Annotated in this window: 15 protein-coding genes; 4 read left to right on the top strand and 11 right to left on the bottom strand. The window is 64.8% G+C overall.

Annotated features, from left to right (window positions below; translation table 11 throughout):
• Positions 1-4 precede the first annotated feature (4 nt).
• Together BSY18_RS01650 and BSY18_RS01645 are read left to right on the top strand one after the other, a co-directional pair.
• Positions 5-1381, top strand: a complete 1377-nt coding sequence (locus BSY18_RS01650; RefSeq protein WP_054133374.1) for an NAD-dependent succinate-semialdehyde dehydrogenase — start codon at positions 5-7, stop codon at positions 1379-1381.
• Positions 1378-2796 carry a dihydrolipoyl dehydrogenase gene (locus tag BSY18_RS01645; protein ID WP_069049448.1) on the top strand — a complete coding sequence of 473 codons (1419 nt, stop codon included), beginning with the start codon at positions 1378-1380 and terminating at the stop codon, positions 2794-2796. Before BSY18_RS01650 ends, BSY18_RS01645 begins: the two co-directional genes overlap by 4 nt.
• A gap of 18 nt (positions 2797-2814) precedes the next feature.
• Here the strand turns inward: BSY18_RS01645 and BSY18_RS01640 are convergent, their stop codons facing one another.
• The 4 genes from BSY18_RS01640 to BSY18_RS01625 are packed head-to-tail and all read right to left on the bottom strand — an operon-like array spanning position 2815 to position 8709.
• Positions 2815-3954 carry a hybrid sensor histidine kinase/response regulator gene (locus BSY18_RS01640; protein WP_069049447.1) on the bottom strand — a complete coding sequence of 380 codons (1140 nt, stop codon included), beginning with the start codon at positions 3952-3954 and terminating at the stop codon, positions 2815-2817.
• Positions 3954-4514 carry a chemotaxis protein CheB gene (locus tag BSY18_RS01635; RefSeq protein WP_069049446.1) on the bottom strand — a complete coding sequence of 187 codons (561 nt, stop codon included), beginning with the start codon at positions 4512-4514 and terminating at the stop codon, positions 3954-3956. Before BSY18_RS01635 ends, BSY18_RS01640 begins: the two co-directional genes overlap by 1 nt.
• The gene (locus tag BSY18_RS01630) at positions 4511-5350 is read right to left on the bottom strand and encodes a CheR family methyltransferase (protein WP_069049445.1); all 840 of its coding nucleotides are present in this window, start codon (positions 5348-5350) and stop codon (positions 4511-4513) included. Before BSY18_RS01630 ends, BSY18_RS01635 begins: the two co-directional genes overlap by 4 nt.
• Positions 5335-8709 carry a response regulator gene (locus tag BSY18_RS01625; RefSeq protein WP_069049444.1) on the bottom strand — a complete coding sequence of 1125 codons (3375 nt, stop codon included), beginning with the start codon at positions 8707-8709 and terminating at the stop codon, positions 5335-5337. The genes BSY18_RS01630 and BSY18_RS01625 overlap by 16 nt, the downstream gene beginning before the upstream one ends.
• A gap of 317 nt (positions 8710-9026) precedes the next feature.
• Here BSY18_RS01625 and BSY18_RS01620 point away from each other — a divergent pair, with 317 nt between their 5' ends.
• Complete coding sequence (locus tag BSY18_RS01620) at positions 9027-10832, top strand: SLC13 family permease (protein WP_069049443.1); 1806 nt, start codon at positions 9027-9029, stop codon at positions 10830-10832.
• A gap of 64 nt (positions 10833-10896) precedes the next feature.
• Complete coding sequence (locus BSY18_RS01615) at positions 10897-12051, top strand: aminotransferase (RefSeq protein WP_069049442.1); 1155 nt, start codon at positions 10897-10899, stop codon at positions 12049-12051.
• 10 nt (positions 12052-12061) lie between these two features.
• On the opposite strand, the gene BSY18_RS01610 is transcribed toward BSY18_RS01615, so the two are convergent.
• From BSY18_RS01610 to BSY18_RS01585, 7 genes are all read right to left on the bottom strand, one after another.
• Positions 12062-14044: a S41 family peptidase gene (locus BSY18_RS01610; protein WP_150126181.1), complete on the bottom strand. Its 1983-nt coding sequence runs from the start codon at positions 14042-14044 to the stop codon at positions 12062-12064.
• A gap of 69 nt (positions 14045-14113) precedes the next feature.
• Entirely contained in the window at positions 14114-14287 is a 174-nt protein-coding gene (locus BSY18_RS20535) for a helix-turn-helix domain-containing protein (protein ID WP_236823428.1), read from the bottom strand.
• Positions 14250-15230 (bottom strand): AraC family transcriptional regulator, encoded by a 981-nt coding sequence (locus BSY18_RS21210; RefSeq protein ID WP_171900157.1) that lies wholly within the window; start codon positions 15228-15230, stop codon positions 14250-14252. Before BSY18_RS21210 ends, BSY18_RS20535 begins: the two co-directional genes overlap by 38 nt.
• Positions 15231-15240: 10 nt before the next feature.
• The gene (locus BSY18_RS01600; protein WP_069049440.1) at positions 15241-15735 is read right to left on the bottom strand and encodes a DUF427 domain-containing protein; all 495 of its coding nucleotides are present in this window, start codon (positions 15733-15735) and stop codon (positions 15241-15243) included.
• A 38-nt stretch (positions 15736-15773) separates the two neighbouring features.
• The gene (locus tag BSY18_RS01595) at positions 15774-16196 is read right to left on the bottom strand and encodes a Na+/H+ antiporter subunit G (protein ID WP_054133385.1); all 423 of its coding nucleotides are present in this window, start codon (positions 16194-16196) and stop codon (positions 15774-15776) included.
• Positions 16193-16462 carry a K+/H+ antiporter subunit F gene (locus tag BSY18_RS01590; RefSeq protein WP_054133386.1) on the bottom strand — a complete coding sequence of 90 codons (270 nt, stop codon included), beginning with the start codon at positions 16460-16462 and terminating at the stop codon, positions 16193-16195. The genes BSY18_RS01595 and BSY18_RS01590 overlap by 4 nt, the downstream gene beginning before the upstream one ends.
• Positions 16459-16944 carry a Na+/H+ antiporter subunit E gene (locus BSY18_RS01585; protein ID WP_069049439.1) on the bottom strand — a complete coding sequence of 162 codons (486 nt, stop codon included), beginning with the start codon at positions 16942-16944 and terminating at the stop codon, positions 16459-16461. Before BSY18_RS01585 ends, BSY18_RS01590 begins: the two co-directional genes overlap by 4 nt.
• Position 16945: the final 1 nt, after the last annotated feature.

The following is a 16945-nucleotide window of genomic DNA, read 5'->3' as shown; positions in this document are numbered from 1 at the left end:
AACTATGAGCGAACGCAGTTTCGAGACGATCAACCCTTTGAGCGAAGAGCCGATCGAGACCTACACCTACATGACCGACGCGCAGGCGAACGACGTGATCGAAGCGTGTCACAGCGCCTTTCTCGACTGGCGGATGCAGAGCCTGGAAGAGCGCGCCAGAGTGATCGGCCGTATCGGCGATGAATTGCGCGCGTCGAAAGATGAATTTGCGCAGTTGATGACAGACGAGGTCGGCAAATTGCTGCGCGACAGCCTGCAGGAAGTCGACCTCGTCGCATCGATCTGCGACTACACCGCCAAGCAGGGCCCCGAAGCGCTCGCCGACCAGAAGCGACAGGTCCAGAATGGCGAAGGCTATGTCACGCATGCCCCGCTGGGCGTCATCTACGGCATCCAGCCGTGGAACTTCCCCGCCTATCAGGCGGTACGCTATTCGATCGCCAGCCTGATGGCGGGCAACGGCGTGCTGCTCAAGCATGCCGAAAGCTGCACCGGCAGCGGATTGTTCCTGCGTGATGTGTATGAGCGCGCAGGGCTGCCAAAGGGTCTGTTCGGCGTGCTGGTGATCGATCATGACCAGTCGGACCGTGTCATCGAACACAAGCGTGTGCGCGGCGTGACGTTGACCGGCAGCGACAAGGCCGGCCGCGCGGTCGGAGCCAAGGCGGCGTCGGTGGTCAAGAAGACCGTCCTCGAGCTCGGTTCGAACGACGCTTACATGGTGCTCGACGATGCCGACATCGATCTTGCGATCAAGACCTGCGTGCAGGGCCGCATCTACAACAACGGCCAGACCTGCGTGAACGCCAAGCGCTTCATCGTCACCGAGGCCAATTACGACGCGTTCGTGAAGGGCTATGTCCAGCAGTTCGAAGCGCTGAAGATGGGCGATCCGACTGCCGAAGACACCCAGCTTGGCCCGCTGGTCTCGAAGCGCCAGCGCGACTCGCTGCACGATCAGGTCGAAAAGAGCGTCGCCAAGGGTGCGCGCGTGCTGACCGGTGGCGAGATTCCCGATCGCAAGGGCTGGTTCTATCCCGCCACGGTGCTGGTCGATGTCGAACCCGGCCAGCCCGCTTATGACGACGAGCTGTTCGGCCCCGCCGCATCGATCATCCGCGCCAAGGACGACGAGGACGCGATGCGGATCGCCAATGACAGCCGCTATGGCCTGGGCGGCGGAATCTTTTCGCGCGACACCGAGCGGGCGAAGGAGCTGGCTGCCAGGCATTTCGATACCGGCATGGTGTTCATCAACAACTTCAACGTCGCTTCGCCTGACATGCCGTTCGGCGGGGTGAAGGATTCGGGCTATGGCCGCGAGCATGGCGATGAGGGCTTCAAAGAGTTCGTCAACGCCAAGGCCATCCTGGTTGCATGAGCGAGCAGGACAGACTGCGCTGTGACGTCGTGGTGATCGGGGCCGGCACTGCCGGCCTCGCCGCCGAAAGGGCTGCGCGCGCCAATGGCGTATCGACGCTTCTGATCGACCCGGACTTCAGCGGTACGACCTGTGCCAATGTCGGGTGCATGCCGTCGAAACTGCTGATCGCGGCAGCCAAGGCACGCCACGCGGTTGATCGCGCCAGCCAGTTCGGCATCGATGTCGGTGAGGTCAGCGTCGATGGCGCAACGGTGATGAAGCGGGTGCGCAAGGAGCGCGACCGCTTCGCGGCATCGACGCAAAAGTCGATCGAGAAAATCCCTGACGCTATCCGCATCAGGGGGCGGGTTATGTTCACCGCACCCGGCAAATTGCAGTTGGACGATGGCCGGTCGATCGAGGCGCGGACGATCGTCATCGCGACAGGCTCGCGCCCTGCTCTGCCCGATGCGTTTGCCGCGCTGGGAGACAGTGCGCTGACCAACGAAACCGTCTTCGAGCTCGAGGCTCTGCCAACGCGGCTCGCGGTGGTGGGATCGGGCGCGATCGGGCTCGAAATGGCGCAGGCCTTCGCGCGGCTGGGGGTCAAGGTCGCATTGTTCGACAAGTCCGAAACCATGGCCAAGCTGCGCTGCCCGCGCGTGCACGAGGCGCTCAAAGCGATCATCGCGTGCGATGTCGATCTGCATCTGGGTGTCGATGCCACGCCTGAACCGGCCAAGGACGGCGTCACCATGCGCTGGAGCGGCAACAGCAAGGGCAAGGCGGTGTTCGACCATGTGCTGGTCGCGGTGGGCCGCCCGCCGGTGTTCGACGGGCTGTCTATCGACAAGGCCGGGCTCGATCTTGATGACAAGGGCGTGCCGTGTCACGACCGCGCGACGATGCGCTGCGGCGACAGCAACGTCTTCCTCGCAGGCGATGTCGCTGCCGATCTGCCCCTGCTGCATGAAGCATCGCATGATGGCGCGATTGCGGGACGCAACGCGGCGGCCTATCCGGCGCCGGTCCCGACCGATCGCTATGTGCCGTTCAGCATCACCTTCACCGATCCGCAGGTCGTGACCATCGGAAAGGCGGAGGAGGATGGCGCGGTGAGCGGCACCGCCGATTTCACCGATCAGGGCCGCGCGCGGGTGGAGGCGCGCAACAAAGGGGCTCTCACCCTGTACGCAGCCGCACCTGACGGTGTGCTGATCGGCGCGGATCTGGTTGCCCCGGCGGGGGAGCATCTGGGCCATTTGCTGGCGTGGGCAATCCAGCAGAAGATGACCGCGACGCAAGTGCTCGAGATGCCTTTCTATCACCCGACGATCGAGGAAGGGCTCAAACAGGCGCTGCGCACCGTCTGCGCCGCGACGCCGATCGATATTCCGGAAAATCAGGACGCTGGTTCGCCGGCTGGGGCATAGCGCCAGCGGCGCCCGGCATCATTCCACCGTGGGAAGGCACACCTCGAACGTGCTGCCTTCCCCGGGAGCGCTGTGTTTCAGCCGGATGGCGCCGTCGTGCAGTTCGACCAGCTGCTTGACCAGCGCCAGCCCGATCCCGAGGCCGTCCTGCTTGACCTTGCCACTGACATCGGCCTGCTCGAAGATCCCGAAGATCCGGTCCTGCTGATCGGGCGCGATACCGATGCCGTTGTCGCAGACCTCGATCCAGGCGGTCCCGTCCTCGACCCGCGCAGTCACCCTGATCTCGCCTGCCGCCGGCGTGTATTTGGCGGCATTGCTCACCAGATTGCCGATGATCTGCGCCATCCGAGCATGATCGGCATCGAGCAGCACCGGTCCCGGCGGAAGCTCCACATGCAGATTATGCCCTGCCTCGTCGATCGCCGGCCGCGATGTTTCGACCGCGAACGCCAGCACGTCGTTCAGGTCCACCCGCTCGCGCTGCAGCGATATCTTGCCCTGCTCGATCCGCGAGATATCAAGCAGATCCTCCACCAGCCGGGTCATATGCGTCAGGTAGCGGCTCATCGAGGTGCGGATTTCACCCTCGACCGGCTGTCCTTTCTTGCGCTCGAGCATGATCAGCCCGGCGTTGAGCGCCATGATCGGGTTGCGCAACTCATGCCCCAGAACGGCGAGAAACCGGTTCTTCTGGATGTCGGCCTGTTTGAGCGATTCGGTCAGCGCGGCGAGTTCATCGCGCTGCGCCGACAGTTGCCGGCGCTGGGTGTAGAGCTCCAGGAAGACGCGGGCCTTGGACCTCAGGATATCGGCCTCGATCGGTTTCTGGATGAAATCGACCGCGCCGGCCTCATAGCCCTTGAACCGCCGCGTGCCGTCGCCCGCGCCTGCTGTCACGAAGATGATCGGGATGTGCCGCGAGCGTTCGCTGTTGCGCATGAACTCGGCCAGCTCGAAGCCGTCCATGCCGGGCATCTGGACGTCGAGAAACGCCAGCGCATAGTCCTTGACCAGCAGCAGCTCAAGCGCCTCCTCGCCGCTGCGCGCGGTATCGCAGCTCAGCCCCTCGCGGCGCAGCAGCGCATTGAGCGCGATCAGGTTTTCCTCAAGGTCATCGACCAGCAGGATGCGGACCGGTTCCTCAGCCATCGACATCACGCTGCCTCCTGCCGCAGGTGCAAGACGATCTCGTCGATGCTCATCGCCTTGGCCGCCGGGCAGGCCGCCAGCGCGGCAAGCGGCATGGTGGCAACTTCGGCCGTCTGCGGGTCCTGAACGATGGCAGTCCCGCCCGCCGCGCCGATCGCGCGAAGACCCTCGGCGCCATCATGATTGGCGCCGGTGAGAATGATGGCTGTCACGTCGCGTTCCAAAGCATCTGCAGCGGTTTCGAAAAGCACGTCGATGGCCGGGCGCGAGTAATTGACGGGTTCATCCGAAGACAAGGCAATCGACATGTTTTTCTCGAGCAGCAGATGATAGCCGGGAGGAGCAAAATAGACCGTTTCTTGCTGGAGCATTTCCTTATCCTCTGCCTCCTTAACCTCCAAAAGGCATCTTGCCCGCAACAATTCGACCAGAAGATTGTCATTGCGTTGCGGAACGTGGAGGACGACCAGAATCGGGCATGCGAAATGCGGCGGCAAGGCGGTGAGGATCGACGACAGCGCCTGCACCCCGCCGGCCGACGCACCGATGACGATCGCCCGGGTCATGGACCGGTCCGCTGATAGATTTTTTCTTCGCGCACGAAATCGGCAAAGGCATCGGCGTGCGAGGAGAATCGCAGGCTCTCCTTCGACCCGAGCCCCAAGAAGCCCCTGCGCGCGAGCGAGTCGCGAAACAGCCCGATGGCACGGTCCTGCAGTTCTCGGTCGAAATAGATCAGCACGTTGCGGCAGGAGATCAGGTGCATCTCTGCGAATGCGGCATCGGTGACCAAGCTGTGGTCGGAAAAGACGACCTGGCTGCACAGCGACTTGTCGAACACTGCGCGCCCGTAATTGGCGGTGTAATAATCGGACAGCGATGAACGCCCACCCGACGCCTGATGATTTTCGGTGAACAGCCGGATCCGATCAAGCGAATATACCCCGGCTTGCGCGGCCTTGAGCGCGGTCGGGTTGATGTCGGTGGCATAGAACATCGTCTTCTTGGCCAGTCCCTCCTCGTGGAACAGGATGGCGAGCGAATAGAGCTCCTCGCCGTTGCTGCACCCTGCGACCCAGACCTTGAGCGAGGGATAGGTATGCAGGTGCGGGATGACCTTCTCGCGCAGCGCGCGGAAATAGGACGGATCGCGAAACATCTCGCTGACCTGCACCGTCAGGAAATCGAGCAGGCGCGGCAGCAGCGTCGAATCGCGCAGCACCGCCGCCTGGATCTCGGAGATGCTGTCATAGCCCAGCTGCGCACGCGCCTGCAGAAGCCGGCGCTTGATCGATGCGCGGGCGTAATGCCGGAAATCATAGTGATAATGCTGGTACAACGCCTCCAGCAGCAGCTGGATTTCGATGTCCTCGATAGAGCTGGTCACTAGCGCGGCATCCATACCCGCACCAGCGAGAGCAGTTTGTCGACGTCGATCGGCTTGGCCATATAGTCGTTGGCCCCCGCATCGAGGCAGTTCTGCTGGTCGTCGGGCATCGCCTTGGCGGTCAGCATGATGACGGGCAGCTTCGCCCATTTCGGATTGCTGCGCATCGCGCGCACCGCAGTCAGCCCGTCCATGACCGGCATCATCACATCCATCAGCACCAGGTCGATCGGCTTGTCGGCCCCGTCGGCGCTAGCCTCCAGCATATCGAGGGCCTCCTGGCCGTTGCGCGCGATCTTGGCGATCACTCCGCGCGGTTCCAGAACGCTGGTGAGCGAATAAACGTTCCGTACATCATCCTCGACGATGAGCACGCGTCGCCCTTCCAGCGCCGCATCGCGATGCCGGGCCTTTTCGAGCATCCGGCGCTGCTCGGGGGGCATCTCGGCGACGACCTGGTGGAGAAACAGCGAGACCTCGTCGAGCAGCCGTTCGGGCGACTTTGCGCCCTTGATGATGATCGAACTGGAATAGCGGCGCAGGCGCTGCTCTTCCTCTGCGGTCAGATCGCGCCCGGTATAGATGATCACCGGCGGATAGGCGCGGTCGCTGTCCTGGCTGAGCTCCTCGAGCAACGAGAAGCCCGAGGCATCGGGAAGCGCCAGATCGAGCACCATGCAATCGAACGGTTCGCTGCGCAGCAGCTCGAGGCACTTCGCCACCGTCCCCACGCCCACGGTTTCGACATCCTGCGACTTGAGCAGCTCCGACACCGCGTCGCGCTGCACCTCGTTGTCCTCGACGATGAGCACTCGCCGCATCGAAGAGGCGAGCTTCTGCTGAAGCCCGGCCAGCACCTCGGCCAGCCGCTCGCGCTGCACCGGCTTTTCCAGATAACCGATCGCTCCCAGCGCCAGCGCGGTCTGGCTCTGGTCGGCGCCGGAGATCACGTGGATCGGGATGTGCCGGGTCTCGTCCTGGTGCTTGAGATGATCGAGCACGGTCAGCCCAGACTGGTCGGGCAGACCGATATCGAGCACGATCGCGCTGGGCTTGTAGTCGCGTGCGATGTCGATCGCCTCCTGCGCGGTCCCGGCGACGATGCACTGGAAGCCCAGCTCGTGCGACAGGTCGCACACGATCGAGGCAAAGGTCGCATCGTCCTCGATCACCAGCAGCAACCTTTTGCCGGTATCGAGCACGTTGCGATCGTCCTCTATGCTGGCCGGCCGCGGCTTGGCAGCCGGACGGCGCCGGGCGGGTGGCGGGCTCGCCACTGCCGGCTGCGGCGCGGCGCGCGCCTGGTCGCGCACCCGAACCTTGGACGGATCGTAGGTCGCAGGAATGGTCAACGTGAACCGGCTGCCTGCGCCGACCTCGCTCTCCACCGTGATCGCGCCGCCGAGCAGCCGGGCGAGCTCGCGCGAGATCGACAGGCCGAGCCCGGTGCCGCCATATCTGCGGCTGATCGATCCATCGGCCTGCTGGAATGCATCGAAGATGCTGTCCTGCTGCTCCTTTGTGATGCCGATGCCGGTGTCTGAAACCGTCAGCGCGACACAGTCCTCGCCAGCCGACGCCACGGTCAGCTGCACGCTGCCGCTTTCGGTGAACTTGAGCGCGTTCGACATCAGGTTCTTGAGGATCTGCTCCACCCGCATGCGATCGGTCAGGATCGACCGCGGGCAGTCGTCGGACAGCTCGAGCGCCAGAGTCAGCCCGCGCTCGTTGGCGATCGGCTGGAAGACCTTTTTCAGATCGCCCAGCAGCCGGTCCATCGGAACCGATGCTGGCTGGATTTCGATATGCCCCGCCTCGATCTTGGAGAGGTCGAGAATGTCGTTGATCAGGTTGAGCAGATCGTTGCCCGACGACTGGATCGTCTGCGCGAACCGCACCTGCTCTGCCGACAGATTGCCATCGGGGTTGTCGCCCAGCAGCTTGGAGAGGATCAGCAGCGAGTTGAGCGGGGTGCGCAGCTCGTGGCTCATGTTCGCCAGAAAGTCGGTCTTGTACTGGCTCGCCTGTTCCAGCTCGCGCGCCTTGAGCTGCAGGGTGGCGCTCGCGCGCTCTAGCTCGTCGCGCTGGGTCTCGAGCGTCTGCGCCTGTTCTTCGAGCTGGCTGTTGGTCTGTTCCAGCTCGACCTGCTGCAGCTCGAGCCGCGCCTGCGATTCGCGCAGCGCCGCCCCCTGCTCCTCGAGTTCCTCGTTCGAAACCCGCAGCTCTTCCGATTGGGCCTGCAATTCGCTGGCCTGGCGCTGGGTTTCCTCGAGCGCGTCCTGCAGCCGTTCGCGGAACCGTGCGGAGCGCAGCGCGATGCCGATGGCCCCGGACGCCTCCTCGAGCAGGTCGAGCACGACATCATCCACCGGTTCGAAAAAGCCGAGCTCGATCACCGCATTGACCGCATCGTCGGCCTTGGCCGGGGCGATCACGAGATGCCGCGGCGCCGAGCGACCGAGCGACGATCCGACCGTTAGATAGCCCGGCGGCACATCATTGAGCACCATGATCCGGCCATCGACCGCGACCTGCCCCATCAATCCCTCGTTGAGCGTGAATTCCACCGGGACGTCGGCATCACCGGGCACGCCGAGCATATTGGCCCGCCGGAAGCTGCCACCCTCGCCCTTGAACAGCGCGCCTGCCGGGCTGCCGGTCCGCTCGTGCAGGAACGACAGGATGGCTGCGCCGAGCTCCGCGATGGTCTTGTCCCCCATCATCGCCTTGCCGAGGTCCGCCTGCGCCGCCTGGAGCCACTGCTGGCGCTCGCGGCTGCGGGTGTTGCGGATGAACAGGATGAAGATGGCGATCGTCAGGGCAATGCCGCTGAGGCTGGTGATGACGGCACTGACGACCGCCGCCTGCGAGGCGGCGGCCATCGCGACGAGACGAGATTCGCGGACACGCTGCTCCTCGCGCGTCATGCTGGCGACCTGTTCGCGGATATCGTCCATGACATTCTTGCCGCGATCGGTGTTCAACGCGGCCACCGCGGCCTCGACACCGCCCGTACGCCGGAGCTCGATAACGTCCGCCATGATCTGCATTCTGGCCATGACCCGGTTTTTCAGCGCGGCGAAGGTCTCCTTCTGCACCGGGCTGGCACGGGTGAGGCCGTCAAGCTTCCGCAACTCGTCATCGGCCCGCGCGACTCCCTCCGAATAGGGCTCGAGATAAGCGTCGCGCCCGGTGAGCAGATAGCCGCGCTGCCCCGTTTCGGCATCGAGCATGGCTGACAGCACATCGTCGAGCGTGGTCAGGACGACATGCGTGCGCCGGATCTCGCGCTCGCTGGCGCGCACATTCTCGATGTTCAGATACGCCACGGCTGCGCTGATCACGAAGAAGGCGACGCCGATCACCAGCCCCACGACTGCCCATCGGCTCGCAAGACTTTGGGCATGCGACGTAACGCTGGCTGTTTTCACTGTGTCTCTTCTCGCAATCCGTGTTGGCCATGGCTTAGCCAAGAGCGGTGACCATATACAAGGACGCAAAGACCAGATCTTGCGTCCGGCACGGTTCTGGACCTTGCCGACGTCGCCGATGCCAAATCGCAATGGGCAAGGCTCTGCACGTGTGCAGGTATCCTTCAACACACGGATTGTGCTGGCATGCGGGCAATACCACGGCCAATGGTGCTCCTGCGCGCAAAGGCGTGCGATGGTACCAAGGCAGAATTTCCTTCATGTTAGACACGATTACGCAGTTCGTCGACATCTACAGTGCGCAGATAGGGCTTGCCTTGCTCCTCGCCATATTTGCCGCGTTCATGACCGAGCGGTTTCCGCCTGTCGTTGTTGGCGTCACCGGCGCTGCGGTGGTCATGGTGCTGGGGTTCGTGTCGGTGGCCGATGTCCGCGCCGTGTTTTCGAACTCCGCACCGCTCGCGATCGGCGCGCTGTTCGTGCTGTCGGGAGCGTTGGTGCGCACTGGCGCAATCGAGGCGGTGATGGGGCTGCTGCTGCGCCGCGCCGAGAGCAAGCCCAGGCAAATCATGGTCGAGGTGTTCGGCGGAACGCTTGCCGCTGCCGCCTTTGTCAACAACACCCCCGTGGTCATCATCATGATCCCGATCGTCAAGAAGCTGGCCAAGACGCTGGGCACATCGGCCACCCGGCTGCTGATCCCGCTGTCCTATCTTTCGATCCTGGGCGGGACGCTGACGCTGGTGGGGACATCGACCAACCTGCTGGTCGATGGGGTGGCGCGAGGGCTCGGCCAGCCGGCCTTTGGCGTGTTCGAGATTACCGGCGTGGGTCTGATCACCGCGCTCACCGGCGCGCTGACGCTGCTGCTGCTGGGCCCCAGGCTGCTGCCCGACCGCCCCGAAAACGCGCCCGCCGACAGCGAGGCGCATGAGTGCCTGTCCGAACTGACGGTGCTTCCTGATTCCGAGATGATCGGCAGGGCGATCGAGGACATATCGGCGCTGAAGCCCGAGCGCGCGCGGATCCTGGGGCTCAAGCGACAGGGCAGCTTCCGCCGCAAGGGCTTCGAAAGTGCGGTTCTCGAGGCTGGCGACCGGCTGGTGATTGCAGCATCACCGCACGAACTGGCAGCATTCGCCGCCAGCAGCGGGTTCGAAACCGGACTAGCCGGACTTGGCGGTGGCCTGGCGCTGCACGGCGATGAGCGGCCCGAAGACGTCACGCTGTACGAGGCCACCATCGCGCCCACCCATCCCAGCATCGGGCGGCATCTCGACGAAATTCCCATGCTGTCGCGGCTGCGCGTGCGCATACTGGGGATTTCGCGCGCGCGGCACCTGCCGGGCCCCGATCTGCCCACTGCCCGGCTGCGCGCCGCCGACACCTTGCTGATCGCCGCGCGACCGCCCGAACTGGCTCAGTTGCAGGACAACATCCACCTTGCCGGAGTCTCGACCGCCAAGGCGACCCCCTATCGGCGCGCCAAGGCTCCGATCGCGGTTCTGACGCTGCTGGCGACGGTGCTGGCAGCCGCGCTGGGTGTCATGCCGATCGAGGGCCTTGCCATCATCGGGGTGGCGGTGGTGCTGATCACCCGCACCATCGACCCTGCCGAGGCCTGGGCCGCGATCGATGGCAGCCTGCTCGTCCTCATCTTTGCCATGCTGGCGATCGGCACCGGGTTCCAGAATGCCGGCAGCGTCGATCTGATCGTCGGCGCGGTGGCACCGTTGCTGACCAGCGCGCCATTGTTCCTGCTGATCCTCGCGGTCTACACGCTGACCTCGCTGCTCACCGAGGCGGTGACCAACAATGCGGTAGCGGTGCTGCTGACCCCGATCGTGATCGGCATCGGCGCCAATATGGGGATCGACCCCCGGCCGCTTGTGGTGGCCGTGATGCTCGCCGCCTCGGCAAGCTTTGCCACCCCGATCGGCTATCAGACCAACACCATGGTCTATGCCGCCGCCGACTACCGGTTCTCGGACTTTCTCAAGATCGGCATCCCGATGAACGTCATCGTCGGGCTGGCAGCGTCGATCTCGATCTATTGGCTGTTCTGAGGCCATCTGGAATGAGATATGCCGCAAGGAGAGCAGGTCCCCTGCCCGCCAATCAGGATGAGACATGAACCCGATCTACCGCGACATGCCCACCACGATCTTCGAGGCGATGTCGATGCGCGCACGGGCGGCAGGCGCGATCAACCTGGGACAGGGCTTTCCCGACGGGCCACGCAACGATGCGGTCATCGATGCGGCGTGCGACGCGCTGCAGCAGCGGTCGAACCAGTATCCGCCGATGGTCGGCATCCCCGAGTTGCGCGGCGCGGTGGCGGATTGGTACCGGCGTCACCAGCAGCTGGAGCTTGGCCCCGACGAGGTCGTGGTGACCTCCGGCGCGACCGAGGCGATTGCGGCGGCCTTGCTGGCGGTGATCAGCCCGGGCGACGAGGTGCTGCTGTTCCAGCCGCTGTACGACGCCTATCTGCCGCTGGTGCAGCGCGCAGGCGGCGTCGCGCGGCTCGTCACCCTCGACCCGTCGGGCTGGCGGATCGATGCGGAGGCGCTCGCCGCGTCGATCACGCCGCGCACCCGTGCATTGGTGTTCAACGATCCGATGAACCCGATGGGGACCTGCGCGCATCCCGATGACCTGGCGCTGCTGGCGCGGATCTGCGCCGAGCATGACCTGATCGCGATCTGCGACGAGGTGTGGGAGGCCTTGGTCTATGATGGCGCGCAGCACAGGCCGCTGATGCAGTATCCGGGCATGCGCGAGCGGACGGTGAAGATCGGCTCTGCGGGCAAGATCTTCGGGCTCACCGGGTGGAAGGTAGGGTGGATGTGCGCCGCCCCGCCGCTTGCCCGCATCCTCGCCAAGGCGCACCAGTTCCTCACCTTCACCACCCCGCCCAACCTGCAATGGGCGGTGGCGCAAGGGCTGGCCAGCCAGGACGACTGGATCGCGATGGCGCGCGCCCAGCACCAGGCATCGCGCGACTTTTTCTGCGACGGGCTGCAGGGCCTCGGTCTGGTGACCGTACCCTCGGCGGCGACCTATTTCGTCTCTGTGGACCTGGCAGCATCCGGCGTGGCAATGGACGACGTGGCGTTTTGCGATGCGGTCATCGACCAGGCGGGCGTCGCGGCGATCCCGATTTCGGCCTTCTATGCAGAGGCGGCGCCCGGGCATCTGGTGCGCTTCTGCTTCGCCAAGGAGCGTGCGACACTGCAGGCGGCGCTGGACCGCCTGGCCGCGGCCCTGCCCCGCCTGGGATAGCCCGATCGGCCTATTGCCGCAGATCGTAGCTTTGCCGCATCAGAAAGGGTTCACCTGCGCCGCGCGTCATCTTGGTGATCCTCAGCCGGTTGCCCTCTCGGGTGACGATCTTGCGCGCGATGACAGTGCGGTCGTTTTCGCGGCTGGTGCCATCCAGCACGACGGTCGCCGACAGACCATCTGCCGACAGGCGCGCTTCGACGACCTGCCAGGCCTCGGGCGTGTTGCGGCCATTGCTGATCTGGAGCACCTGCTGCGACGCATCGAATGTCCAGCTTTCCGAGGACTTGACGATCTTGCCCGGGCCATCGTCGAAGGTCCAGGCCAGCGTCTGGCCGTCGCTGGTCATCATTGTCGGCAAGGTGGTCCGTGTGTCCTTCCTGTAGTCGCGATAGTCGAGCGTACCTGTCCACGCGCCGCCCAGCGCCTTGGCGACCAGTGCCGCGCTGTCGGACCGCGTGGGCAGCGCGCCCTGCGCGACGCCGATCGTGCGGTCGCGCCCGGCCTCGAAATCCGCCAGCGTCGGCACGACCAGCTGATCGACCGCAACGCCCTTGCCCGGAACGAAGTTCGAGATCGCCGTGCGGTTCCATGCTTCGGGAATGCGCACCTTGATGCCGCTGGCGGGAAGCGTCATCAGGAAGATCGATCCTGACGTCGGCCCCTCGGCGCTACCGGCGCTGGCTTCGCCGATCACCGTCGCCCCGGCCTTGTCCTTCAATTGCGCGATAGTGCGAGTTGCGCCCGAGCCGTTGCGCGGACCGCTCAGGATCGTCAGGCGGCCATCAAATCCAAATGCGCCGATCGGTTGCTGCAACAGGGTGGTATCGCCATCGTTGAGCGCCGCGTCGCGCTGTTTGGGGATTCGGTCGAACCAACCATCTGGGGTCTGCTCGAAATCGGTCAGCGGAGGCGTGAAGCGTGCCGAGGGATCGCCCCACGTCTCGAAATATTGCGGCAGATCGCCATAGCGCACCGCCTTGTATCGCACCGGCTTGGACCAGACGAACGGCTGATCGATCAGGTATCGCCCCAGCGCGACCGAGACATCCTCCGACCCGCCGCCGTTCTTGCGCAGGTCAAGGATCAGGTGCTCCGTCCCGGCCTCCTCCATCGCAGCGAAGAACCCGCTGAGAAAGGCGGTGGCCTGCACCGGGTTGCGATAGTTGACGAAGGTATCGATCCCCAGCCGCGCGACCTTGCCGTTCAGCCGCCAACTAACACTGTTGTAGAATTCGCCGCGATATTTCGCCCCCGGCCCGGCAAGGCCGGTCCATTGCGCAAAGCGGATCGGCCTGAGCGTTGCGGTGGACGCATCCTGGCTGCCCACCTGCTTCCATTCGATCTGCCATGCTTCTGGAAAGCCGAACAGCGACGGGTAATTCTCGTTGAAGTCGTCGCCCATCAGGTCGCTGTCATTGGCAAGCTTGGCGGCGATCGCCTGATCGGTGGTGCCATCATACGACACCAATGCCGCGAGCCTGAGCAGCAGCTGCGGCACCGGAGTACCATTGATGCTGAGGATTTCGCTCCCCGCCGGCGGCGCGCCCGTCTGCCCATCGTTCGACACCACGATCATCCGCCCCTCGATCAGCTGGAAGCGCAGCGGCAGATGGGTGGGGTTGGCGGTGCGGAACGCGGTCATCGCGTCGGACATTTCCGCCTTGGTGTGGTCGCAATGGATCGCCGCGAGCATCCGGGCGATCTCGCCGTGCAGCGCAAGGTCGGTGATCGGTCGGCGCGCGGCGGCCTCGAGCTGGGCGAACGCGGTATCGATCTGAGCCTTGGCGCTGTAGCGGTACAGGCCGGGATGCACCGTCTCCAGCGCGCGGCGCAACAAGCCAATGTCGCGCGTCGCCTCTTCGGGGCTGAGCAGACGCACGGCATAACGCGGCTGGGCCAGGGCAGCGGCAGAGGGTTCGGCGGGGGCGGCAGCAAGGGCAACGGGTACGCTCATCAGGACGGCGGCGGCGGCTAGGGTCAGGCTTCGCATCAGGAACACTCCAAGGGTCGGTTACGCAGCCTGTCCTGACCGGAACGCCGACTTGGCGCGCCTCAATACTCAGATTTCCTGCGGTATTTGTGATTTGAGCCGCCACTGGCTGGGGCTCATCCCCGCCATGTCCAGGAACGCGCGGTTGAAACTGGCCTTGGAGTTGAACCCGGCATCAAATGCCAGCGTCAGCAGATCGCGCGGATCATCGCCGCAGGCGAGCACCCGCTGGATCTCGATCACCCGGTGACGGTTGATGATCGCGTTGAAGTTCTCCCGCCGCCGCTCCAAGGCCGCGCGAAAGATAGGTGGTGTTTGTGCCAAGGATCCGCGCCAGCCCCGCAAGCGTCAGCCCCGGGTCGCGCCACAAATGCTCGGCCTCGATCCGCCCCAGCCACAGCCTGCCCTGCGCAGCCCAGTCGCGCCCCGGCGCGGCGCTCTCCAAAGGCTCGGGCGGCGCGGCAGGGGTTGCCTGCGGAAATGCCGTGTCGGCGTTGCGCCATCCGCCGATGCCCAGATAGAGCACCAGCGCCGAGAACGCGACATAGAGCGGAAACTGATCGAAATAGTCGCGCGCGGGGTCCAGGCATTTGGCGAGCAGGAATCCCGCCCAGATCAGCGTGATCAGCGCCAGCGCCGCAAGGAAGTTGCGGATCCAGCCGGGATCGAAATCCACCCCGTCGGTGCGGTTGTCGTCTAGCCACATCCGGTAGGCACGGTACTGCCGGTACGCCGCGATGCTGTAGGCGGCGATGCTCACCAGCGCGGCGATATCGAGCAGCGGGTCGATGAAAGGCTCGTGGGCAACGCCGTTCCACCAGTTCTTGGTGGCCAGCGGAAACGGGAACACCACGGCATAGGCAAGGAACTGCGCAGCAACCGGGACGAAATGCGGCCAAATCCGCACCGGCACCGCGCCCACCAGCGTGGCGGTGTAGAGATAGATCAACGGCCCGAAGGCAAGCGTGTACGACAGCGGCGCAAAGCTCAGCCACGGCCATTTTTCGTAAAAGCCGGCATAGCCGATGATGTACGGCGTCATCAGCGCCGCCACCGCGATGATCAGCAGCGCAAGCCAGCGATTGGCCGCGCGGTTCTGCCGCGCGCGCAGCAGCAACCCGGCGAGCAACAGACCCTGCGCGGCGCAGATCAGCAGCGTGATGCTCATCGGCCCGAATGCGATCATCGCCCGGCGCCTACCATCCCATGCTGCCGGGGCCACCCTTGAACGGCCCGGCATAGGCCGAGGTGATCCAGCCGCCGTAGAATGCGCCTGGCTGGGGCACCACCGTCTCCCCGTTCACGGTGCAGCGGTCGAACGGCGCGGCATAAAAGGCGATGTGATCGCGCAGCATGGCAAAGCTGGCGCTGGGGCTCGGATAGCTCCAGCCGACCCGCGGCAGCACGACGCCGCCTGCCACCACGTCCCAATAGACCGCAGCGCCCTTCCATTCGCAGAACGAGCTTCCCGCCACGCGGCGCAGAACGCCCGGCGTGATCGCCTCGGGCGGGATGTAATAGCTGGGCGGATGGCTCGTCTCGAACGTGCAGATGCTGCTGCGCGTCTCGGCGATCACGATGCCGCGATGCTCGATGCGGACATGCGCATCGCACGGCTCGGCGATCGCGGGGCGTGGGAAGTCCCAGACGCTGCGCTGGCCGGGGCCAACAGGATCACGCTCTGGCCTCATGCGGCAGACCTTTCTCGTTCGCGGCGGCCGAACGCCACCTAGTTTTCGGATGTAGCCGCGACCGAATCGCGGTGTGGTGCCTCATAGGTCGCCCAGTTGGCGGTTTCCGACGGCACCGGCGGATCGCCTGCCGGGCCCGCGACATCGTCCTTCGACCCGCAGCGCAGCTGGTGCAGGTGCACCTTGGCGATCATGTTGGCGGAGATCGGCGCGGTGATGAACAGGAACAGCGAGATCAGCAACTCGTGCATCGTCCAGCCGCCCTGGTCGAAGGTGAAGAACAGCATCGAGCCGACCAGAATGCCGCCGAGGCCCAGCGTCGTTGCCTTGGTCGGTCCGTGCAGCCGCTCCATCAGCGTCGGCAGCCGCACCATGCCCCAGCTGCCGATCAGCGCGAAGCTTGCCCCCAGCACCAGCAGCGCGCTGATCGCGATATCGACAAAAAGACCTGCCCCGCTCATTCGACGATGTCTCCGCGCAGCAGGAACTTGCAATAGGCGACCGTTCCGATGAACCCGACCATCGCAAGCAGCAGCGCGGCCTCGTAGAAGATGTCGTTCACCGTCGCGATGCCGATCACGATGATCAGGCCGATCGCATTGATCACCATGGTATCCAGCGCGACGATCCGGTCGCCCACCGATGGGCCCTTGAGCAGGCGCCACAGGTTGAGCGCCAGCGCCAGCGACAGGCAGACAAACGCAAAGAGCACGGCATAGGCGATCATCTGAAGACCCTCTTCAAGCGCGCTTCGTACCGCAGCTTGATCCGCGCGATTTCCGCATCGGGATCGGCCGCGTCGAGCGCATGCACCAGCAGATACTTGCCGCACGCCGACACGTCCGAAGACACGGTGCCGGGGGTCAGGCTGATTGTCCCGGCGAGCACGGTGATCGCCTCGGGCGTGTGCAGATCGAGCGGGATGGAGAGCCAGGCGGGGCGCAGATCGCGGTTGCGGCGGAACAGGATGATCGCGGCAATCTCGAAATTGGCAACGACGATGTCCCACAAAACCAGTGCGATATAGGCAAGCCCGGCGCGATACCTGACATCGGGCCGCCCCGGCCAGAAGGGCGCGGTGAAGATGGGCAGCAGAATGCCGATGACGGTGCCGAGCAGCAGTCCGCCCACGGTCAGGGTGTTGGCCATCAGCACCCAGACGATGACCAGCAGGACCGACAGGCCGGGATGCGGGATCAGGCGGCGCATG

The sequence above is a fragment of the Blastomonas sp. RAC04 genome, from assembly GCF_001713435.1.
Taxonomy (GTDB): Bacteria; Pseudomonadota; Alphaproteobacteria; order Sphingomonadales; family Sphingomonadaceae; genus Blastomonas; species Blastomonas fulva.
The sequence above is the reverse complement of the archived record's forward strand: the minus strand, read 5'-3'. Positions and strand labels throughout refer to the sequence as shown.

Bases quoted from the DNA above. Each gene is read 5' to 3' on its own strand.
- BSY18_RS01645 (WP_069049448.1), top strand. From the start codon at position 1,378: ATGAGCGAGCAGGACAGACTGCGCTGTGACGTCGTGGTGATCGGGGCC.
- BSY18_RS01600 (WP_069049440.1), bottom strand. From the start codon at position 15,735: ATGAGGCCAGAGCGTGATCCTGTTGGCCCCGGCCAGCGCAGCGTCTGG.
- BSY18_RS01585 (WP_069049439.1), bottom strand. From the start codon at position 16,944: ATGCGCCGCCTGATCCCGCATCCCGGCCTGTCGGTCCTGCTGGTCATC.
- BSY18_RS01630 (WP_069049445.1), bottom strand. From the start codon at position 5,350: ATGGATGCCGCGCTAGTGACCAGCTCTATCGAGGACATCGAAATCCAG.
- BSY18_RS01640 (WP_069049447.1), bottom strand. From the start codon at position 3,954: ATGTCGATGGCTGAGGAACCGGTCCGCATCCTGCTGGTCGATGACCTT.
- BSY18_RS01650 (WP_054133374.1), top strand. From the start codon at position 5: ATGAGCGAACGCAGTTTCGAGACGATCAACCCTTTGAGCGAAGAGCCG.
- BSY18_RS01615 (WP_069049442.1), top strand. From the start codon at position 10,897: ATGAACCCGATCTACCGCGACATGCCCACCACGATCTTCGAGGCGATG.
- BSY18_RS01595 (WP_054133385.1), bottom strand. From the start codon at position 16,196: ATGAGCGGGGCAGGTCTTTTTGTCGATATCGCGATCAGCGCGCTGCTG.
- BSY18_RS01590 (WP_054133386.1), bottom strand. From the start codon at position 16,462: ATGATCGCCTATGCCGTGCTCTTTGCGTTTGTCTGCCTGTCGCTGGCG.
- BSY18_RS01620 (WP_069049443.1), top strand. From the start codon at position 9,027: ATGTTAGACACGATTACGCAGTTCGTCGACATCTACAGTGCGCAGATA.
- BSY18_RS01635 (WP_069049446.1), bottom strand. From the start codon at position 4,514: ATGACCCGGGCGATCGTCATCGGTGCGTCGGCCGGCGGGGTGCAGGCG.
- BSY18_RS21210 (WP_171900157.1), bottom strand. From the start codon at position 15,230: ATGATCGCATTCGGGCCGATGAGCATCACGCTGCTGATCTGCGCCGCG.
- BSY18_RS01610 (WP_150126181.1), bottom strand. From the start codon at position 14,044: ATGCGAAGCCTGACCCTAGCCGCCGCCGCCGTCCTGATGAGCGTACCC.